The 7425-nt window shown below is 66.4% G+C and carries 5 protein-coding genes and 1 pseudogene; 2 read left to right on the top strand and 4 right to left on the bottom strand.

Annotated elements, in window-relative coordinates; translation table 11 throughout:
• Positions 1 to 50: 50 nt before the first annotated feature.
• Positions 51 to 971, bottom strand: a complete 921-nt coding sequence (locus AB4Y84_RS08630) for a LysR family transcriptional regulator (protein WP_442244588.1) — start codon at positions 969 to 971, stop codon at positions 51 to 53.
• 140 nt (positions 972 to 1111) lie between these two features.
• On the opposite strand from AB4Y84_RS08630, the gene AB4Y84_RS08625 reads away from it, so the two are divergent.
• The gene (locus AB4Y84_RS08625) at positions 1112 to 1813 is read left to right on the top strand and encodes a pirin family protein (RefSeq protein WP_080149175.1); all 702 of its coding nucleotides are present in this window, start codon (positions 1112 to 1114) and stop codon (positions 1811 to 1813) included.
• 54 nt (positions 1814 to 1867) lie between these two features.
• Here the strand turns inward: AB4Y84_RS08625 and AB4Y84_RS08620 are convergent, their stop codons facing one another.
• Positions 1868 to 4063 carry a TonB-dependent siderophore receptor gene (locus AB4Y84_RS08620; RefSeq protein WP_442249998.1) on the bottom strand — a complete coding sequence of 732 codons (2196 nt, stop codon included), beginning with the start codon at positions 4061 to 4063 and terminating at the stop codon, positions 1868 to 1870.
• Between the two features lie 157 nt (positions 4064 to 4220).
• Positions 4221 to 4916 (bottom strand): annotated as a pseudogene (locus AB4Y84_RS08615) (alpha/beta hydrolase).
• A gap of 187 nt (positions 4917 to 5103) precedes the next feature.
• Here AB4Y84_RS08615 and AB4Y84_RS08610 point away from each other — a divergent pair.
• Entirely contained in the window at positions 5104 to 6243 is a 1140-nt protein-coding gene (locus AB4Y84_RS08610) for an MFS transporter (RefSeq protein WP_442249997.1), read from the top strand.
• A 3-nt stretch (positions 6244 to 6246) separates the two neighbouring features.
• Here the strand turns inward: AB4Y84_RS08610 and AB4Y84_RS08605 are convergent, their stop codons facing one another.
• Complete coding sequence (locus tag AB4Y84_RS08605; protein WP_394198270.1) at positions 6247 to 7398, bottom strand: alpha/beta fold hydrolase; 1152 nt, start codon at positions 7396 to 7398, stop codon at positions 6247 to 6249.
• Positions 7399 to 7425: the final 27 nt, after the last annotated feature.

The raw sequence follows: 7425 nt of genomic DNA, 5'->3' as shown, positions 1-7425 counted from the left end.
GTTGCCGTTGCCGTCGATTCGGCGGGTGCAGGGCGCAGCCCTGCCGAACCCTATCCCTCTGCCATCGCCTGCCACCATTGCGCCAGCAGCTCCGGCCGCCGCAGGCGCTCGCGCCACCAGCGCAGGGCCGCGCCATCTTCGCCGGTGCGCCAAGCCAACCAGAAGGTCTCTTCCGGCTTGTGCTCCTCGACCTCGCGGATCACCAGCTGGCCGCGCGCCACCGCCGCGCGCGCGCAGGGCTCGGGCAGGAAGCCGAATCCCAGCCCCTGGCACTGCAGCTTCAACTTGCTGGCCATGTCCGGCACGGTCAACGTCTCCTGGCCCATCAACAGCCCCACCGTTCGTGGCAGCAGCCGCCGCGCCGAGTCGGACACGGCGATCGCGCAGTACGGCGCCAACTGCTCGCGGCCCAGCACACCCGGTACGGACGCCAGCGGATGCCCGGGTGCCAACGCAAACACAAAATCAACGCTGCCCAGCGGCTCGACCACGTAGCCCCCGCCACTGGGACCCTCACCGGGAGCCGCGACCAACAGGTCGGCGCGCCGGTCCAGCAGCGCTTCCCAGGTACCGGACAGTGCTTCGCCAAACAGGCGCAGCCGGGTGGGCGCCGCCACCTCGCGGAACGCGGCGATATCCGGCCCCAACAGCCAGGTCGGGAACACCGAATCCACCGCCAGGGTCAATTCCGCCTCCCAGCCCGAGGCCACCCGCCGCACCCGCAGCTCAAGCTCCCGGGCCGCACGCAGCAGGTGCCTGCCCTCCTCCAGCAGCGCGCGCCCGGCCTCGGTCGGCTCCGCCCGCGGGCCGATCCGGTCGAACAGCTGCACCCCCAGATCCTCTTCCAGCTTGGCCACGGTGTAGGAAATGGTCGAAGGCACCTTGTGCAGGGCCTTGCCGGCGCCGGCAAAGGAGCCTCGGCGGTCGATCGCGTCCAGGATCTGCAGGGCATCGAGGCTGAGCTTGAGCATTCGAAATTTTCGATGATGGCTGTCAAAACTATCCGTTTTTCAAACCCAAGGTGCAAGCGGATACTTCTCTTCAACGGGGAAACACAGCGGCTACCCGCCCACCCCGCCCCATCGAAACCATCGAACAAGGAGATTCCATCATGCTGCAGATCCGCAAGAGCGCTACCCGTGGCCTGGCCGAGCATGGCTGGCTGTCCTCGCGCCATACCTTCTCGTTCGCCAGCTACTACGACCCCCGCTATGTGAGCTTCGGCCCGCTGCGGGTCATCAACGAAGACAAGGTGATCGGCGGCCAGGGTTTCGGCACCCACAGCCACAGCAACATGGAGATCGTCTCCTACGTGCTGGGCGGCGCGCTGGAACACAAGGACTCGATGGGCACCGGTTCGGTGCTGCGCTACGGCGACGTGCAGCGCATGAGCGCAGGCAGCGGCGTCAGCCACAGCGAGTTCAATCATTCGGCCAGCGATCCGGTGCATTTCCTGCAGATCTGGATCTTCCCGGAGGCCGAGAACATCACGCCGTCGTATGAGGAGACCCACTTCACGCCGGAGAGCAAGCGCGGCCAGCTGCGCCTGATCGCCTCGCCGGATGGCGCCGATGGTTCGCTGCACATCCATCAGGATGCGCGCATCTTCGCCACCATCCTCGATGGCGAGCAGAAGCTGCACCACGCCCTGGCTGCCGGCCGCGGCGCGTATGTGCAGGTGGCGCGTGGCCAGCTGCAGGTCAACGGCATCACCCTGGAAGCGGGTGACGCACTGCAGGTCAGCGACGAGGCACAACTGACCCTGGAAAACGGCAACGACGCCGAAGTGCTGGTGTTCGACCTGAAGCTGTAACCAGCATGCCCGCGATGCCAKMTGGCATCGCGGGCATGTCCTGTTGCAACGCGATCAGAACTTGTACGTCACTGCCAGCCGCACGTTGCGCGGCTCGCCCCAGGTGTAGGTGCTGTACCAGCTGAAGATCGTGTAATAGCGCTTGTCCAGCAGGTTGTTGACGTTGACCGTGGCCGACAGGCGATCGTTGAACTGGTACCGGGCCATGGCATCCAGCAGCCAGTACGGCTGGGTGCGATGAACCRCCGACGTGCCACTGGCCGGGTTGGTGATGTCGCCGAACGTGGAGTCCTGCCAGCGCGCACCGCCACCGACGGTCAGGCCCTGCCAGTCGCCGCGCAGGCGGTAGCTGGTGTGCAGGCTGAACTGGTTTTCCGGCTCCAGCGTGGTCACCTTGCTGCCGGCCTGGCGGGCGATCTTGTGCGCAAAGCCACCCTGCACCTGCCAGCCCTCGGCCAACTGCCCGGACATCTCCAGTTCGTAGCCCTTGGTGCGTACGCCCATCAGTGCGCGATAGGCGTCTTCTCCGTTGGGCGTTTTGCCGCCTGTAGGCTGGGCGAAATTGTCCTGGTCGAGCTGGAACAGTGCCGCGCTGGCATTGAAGCGGCCGTCGAGGAACTCCGCCTTCAGGCCCATTTCATAGCTGCGGCCTTCCAGCGGATCCAGTGCCTTGCCCTGTTCGTCGCGTTCGCTGTGCGGCTTGAAGATGGTGCTGTAGCTGGCGTAGACCGAATAGTGCTGGCCAAGGTCGTAGACCACGCCGGCATAAGGCACGAACACGCCGGTCTCGCGCGTCTGCGGCGAACGGTAGCTGGCCAGGCGGCTGCCGACGATCACCTTCAACGGGTCGGCCACGTCGAAGCGACCGACCACGTACAGGCCGTTCTCGCGGGTCACCTCATTGTTGCCATAACCGCGCTGCCATTCCGGCTCCGGGATGTCGCCCTTCCAGCTGTTGTAGTCGGCAACGGCGGTCGGGTACCCGGGCTGCGGCGAATAGCCGGTGTTGGTCCAGCGCTTGCGCGAGGCACTGCCGCCGACCACCAGTTCATGCTGGCGACCGAACAGGCCGAAATTGCCGCTCAGATAGAAGTCGGCCGCGTTGCTGACCGTCTTGCCGACGTACTTGCCCAGCCACAACGAGACGCCTTCGCCGGTGACCGGATCGGGATTGCCACCGGCCGCACCGGCCAGTGCCGCATCGTAGCCGTTGACCTGATGGTTGAGCTGCAGCTTGGCTACCCAGTCGTTGTCGAAGGTATGTTCCAGCGTGGCAAAGCCGGTGCGCACGTATTGGCGCCAACCGCTCCAGTGGGTGCCGTTGTTGAACGAGCGCGGCATGTCGTTGAAATTGCCCTGGCTGTCCAGCAGCGGAATACCGCCCCAGGTCGAGCCCTTGGGATCGCTCTCCAGCACGTCGCCACCGACTGTCAGCAGCGTGCGTTCGCCCAGATCGGCTTCCAGCACGGCATAGCCGACCTTGCTGGTGCGCTGGTAGAAATCCAGATTGGAATGCTTGTCCTGCCAGGCACCTACTGCGCGCCCACGAACGCGGCCATCGGCAGTCAGCGGGCCGCCGACATCGACTTCGGCACGGTAGTCGTCCCAGCGGCCGACGCCCAGCGTCGCACTGCCAGCAAATTCCTTGCCCGGCTTCTTGCGCACCAGGTTGATGGTCGCGCCGGGGTCGCCCATGCCGGTCAGCAGGCCGGTGGCGCCCTTGAGCACTTCGATGCGGTCGTAGATCGCGGTATCGCTGAGCGTATTGCCGGCCGAGTACGCCGAGTCGCGTGACATCGGAATGCCGTCGTACTGGAAGTTCTGCACGGCAAAACCACGTGCGTAGTACTCGGTGCGCTCACTGTCGTACGTGACGATGCTGATGCCCGGGGTCACCCGCATCACGTCATCGATGCCATCCAGACCGAAGTCGTCCATCTGCGCGCGGGTGATCACGCTGATGGTCTGCGGGGTCTGCCGCGGGGTCAGTACCAGGCGGGTGGCGGTCGCGATGGTGCCCGGCGTGTAGGCACCGCTGCCTTCGGTGATGGTGCCCAGCTGGTTGGCGGTGACCTGTACGGTCTGCAGCGTCTGCGAGGGCGTCTTGCCCTCTTCTTCAGCCGGCGCCGATTGCGCCGAGGCGGCGCCGGCAGTGGCCACTGTGGTCAGCAGAAGACCATTGGCAAGGGCCCTCGCCAATGGGCGGCGACGCAGGGACAGCACGGAAAAACGAACAGGCACAGACGACACGACGGGACCTCCACGAAGGGGTGGGATCCTCTGGCGGCGGCTCGAGGGGAAGGGGGGAATGCGGCCAAGGGCGGCCGGCGCAGGAGTTTACTCTCCTGCGCCCCCGCTGTCGTGGGGTGGCGCCAGTGCCTGACCAGGGACTGCTGCCTGGCGATAGTCAGCCGTCGACGGCAGCCACGGCCTCCAGGATCAGCGCTGCCACTTCGGCCGGATGCGAGGCCAGCGAGGCATGGCTTGCCTCCAGCTGCAGCAGGCGCTTTGGCTGCATGCGTTCGGCCATGGCCTTCTGGTTCTGTGGCGCGATCATCCGGTCCTGGCTGGAAAGCTGGTACCAGCTCGGCTTGTGCTTCCACGCCGGATCGCTGATCGCATCACCGAAGGTGCTGGCCAGCGGCGCCTTCTGGGTCACGGCCATCACCCAGCCTTCGTCGGCGCTGAGGTCTTGGCAGAAGCTCTCATGGAACTTGTCGGCACGCAGCCACAGATAGCCATCGCTGTCCGGAGCGAGGTTCGGTGCTGCTTCGGGCAGGTGCTGCTGGGTGATGCCACCGGGGCTCTCACCACTGTCCGGCGCAAATGCGGCGATGTAGACCAGCGCCTGCACATTCGGTTAGTTGCCGGCTTCGGTGATCACCGCGCCTCCGTAGGAGTGCCCGACCAGTACGACCGGGCCATCGATCTGGCGGATCATCCTGCGCGTCCGCTCGGCGTCGTTGACCAGCGAGGTCAGCGGCAGTTCGACCGCCTTCACCTGGTCGTGGCCCTTGCGGTGCAGCTCCAGGATGACCTTGCCCCAGTGTGCGGCCCCGCCCCAGAACCCATGGACGAGGAGGATGGTCGGTGTGGTGCTCATGCGCTGATCTCCGGCGGCGGCCGGGCGGAATGCCGACCGTCGGGCTACTTTGCGCTGGCGACGTTAATCAACGGTGACGCATCCGGACCACTGCATTCGTATGCGTCGCCCGATGTCATCCATGGCACTTGCCGATGGCTTCTGAAAACGTTTTCATGAAGAGGATCTTCTGGAGCCTTCCTCGCGCATGACGCCCTCTTCTCCCCGCGCCCAGCAGCACGCGACCCGCGCTGCGTTCTTCATTCCCGGCTTTGCCACCGCTGCCTGGGCACCGATGGTGCCCTTCGCCAAGGCCAAGGCTGGGTTGTCCGACGCCAGCCTGGGCGGGCTGCTGCTGTGCCTTGGCCTCGGCTCGCTGCTGGCGATGCCACTGGCCGGTGCGTTGACCGCGCGCCTGGGCTCGCGCCGCTTGATGATTGCGACCACGGCCTTGATCCTGCTCGCCCTGCCACTGCTGACGCTCGCCCCCACGCCGCTGGCACTGGGAGCAACGCTGTTCGTGTTCGGCGCGGGTGTGGGGGCGATGGACTGCACGATGAACATGCAAGCGGTGGCCGTCGAGCGCGATGCAGGGCGGCCGATGATGTCCGGCTTCCACGCGTTCTACAGCATCGGCGGCTTCATCGGCGCCGGCTGCATGACCGGGCTGCTGGTTCTCGGCACGCCCCTGTGGCTGGCGTCATTGGTTGCCGTGGCGGCGATGCTGCTGGTGGCCCTGTTGTCGGCACCGCACTGGCGCCCGCAGCGCATTCTGCATGACGGCCCGATGCTGGCCCTGCCGCACGGCGTGGTGCTGTTCATCAGCGTGCTCGCCTTCGTGGTGTTCCTGGCCGAGGGTTCGATGCTGGACTGGAGCGCGGTGTTCCTGGCCGAAATACGCCACGTGCCACGCGACCAGGCCGGTGCCGGTTTTGCCGTGTTCACGCTGGCGATGACGGCGATGCGCCTGTTCGGCGATGGCATCGTCGAGCGCCTTGGCCGCACCCGTACCATCGTCATTGGCGGCACCACCGCTGCGGCCGGTTTCGCGCTGGCCACGCTGGTGCCCTCCTTCGCCATGGCGCTGGTCGGCTACGTGCTGGTGGGCCTGGGCTGCGCCAACATCGTGCCCGCCCTGTTCTCGATGGCGGGCCAGCAGCGCGCGATGCCGGAGAGCATTGCGATCACCGCAGTCACCACGCTGGGCTATGCCGGCATTCTTGCAGGCCCCGCAGCGATCGGCGCGCTCGCCCATGCCACCAGCCTGGKCTTTGCCTTCCTGTGCGTGGCAGCGATGCTGCTGGGTGTAGCGGCATCTGCACGTTCGCTGGCCCGCCGCCTGCCCTGAAGCTCAGCCGCGTGCTGGGGTTTTTGCGGGTATGTCGACGCCATGCACCAGCCATTCGGCCTGGGCCGGCAACTGCGGTGCCGGACACGCGGCTTTCGGATGGTGCTCGTCGCGCGCCATCCAGTCATCGACCACCCCGGCCAGCAGGTCCAGCCGCAGCGGCAGGGTGATGTGATCTTCGCCGCGCATCTCGATGTAGTGCGCACGCGGATTGGCCTGCGCCAACGCGCGGCCTTGGCTGACCGGAATGTGCTGGTCGCCCTGCCCGTGCAGCAGCAGCACGCAGGCGCGGGTATCGGCCAGCGCGCGGGCAACATCCACCTTGTCCAGATCCACGTCGATGCGGCGGCTGGCGGCGGCCACCACCTGGTTGATGTCCTGGCTGCCGTAGCGCCAGCGTGCATACGAAGCGATGGCCTGTGCCTTCAGTCCTTCCGGCTGCAGGGCCATCAGATGCGGAATCATGGTGCGGATCGCAACCCCTGCATTGGCGAACGATTCCATCGCCACCACGCCGGCGACCTGGTCGCCCAGCTTGTCGGCGGTGAACAATGCGGTGGCAGCGCCGTAGGAAACACCGAACAGGTACAGCGGGCCGGTCACTTCGCCGCGCGCGCGCAGTTCGGCGATGACATCCACAACATCGTCCGACTCGTAGGTGCCGTAGCCGGAGGGACCGGCGCCGGACTGGCCATGGTTGCGCAGGTCCAGGGTGATCACGCGGTAGCCCGACTCGGCCAGCTGCAGCGACCATGGCAGCATCGAATCACCGTTCATCATCCAGCCGTGCAGCAGCACTACGGTGCCGCGCGGCGCCTGCGCGCGGAACGGCTGCGGTACGGACAGGCTCAACCCGGTATCCAGCGGCAGGCCGTTCTGGTGCTGCTGCGGCAGGTAGTGGTAGCGCGCACCGTAGTCGCCCGGATCGAAAGCACGCCAGAAGATCGGCACGCCATCACGGCCCGGGGCAAAGCCATGCCGGTTCGGCAGCGCGGCCACAGCTGCGGCGATACGCGGTTGATCAAGCAGGGTCGAAACGCCACCGGGCGCGATCAGGCGGTCGCTGAGCGAGGTGGACGAGGCCGTCATCGAGGAAGAGCATGCAGCCAGCCACAGGCCGGCGCACGCCAGCAAAAGCAGCAGCAGGCGCTTCATGGGCAGTCAGGGGAAAAGTGCGACAGC

It is taken from the genome of Stenotrophomonas sp. 2YAF22 (assembly GCF_052114665.1).
GTDB lineage: Bacteria > Pseudomonadota > Gammaproteobacteria > Xanthomonadales > Xanthomonadaceae > Stenotrophomonas > Stenotrophomonas indicatrix.
This window is presented reverse-complemented; position numbering and strand designations above follow the sequence as displayed.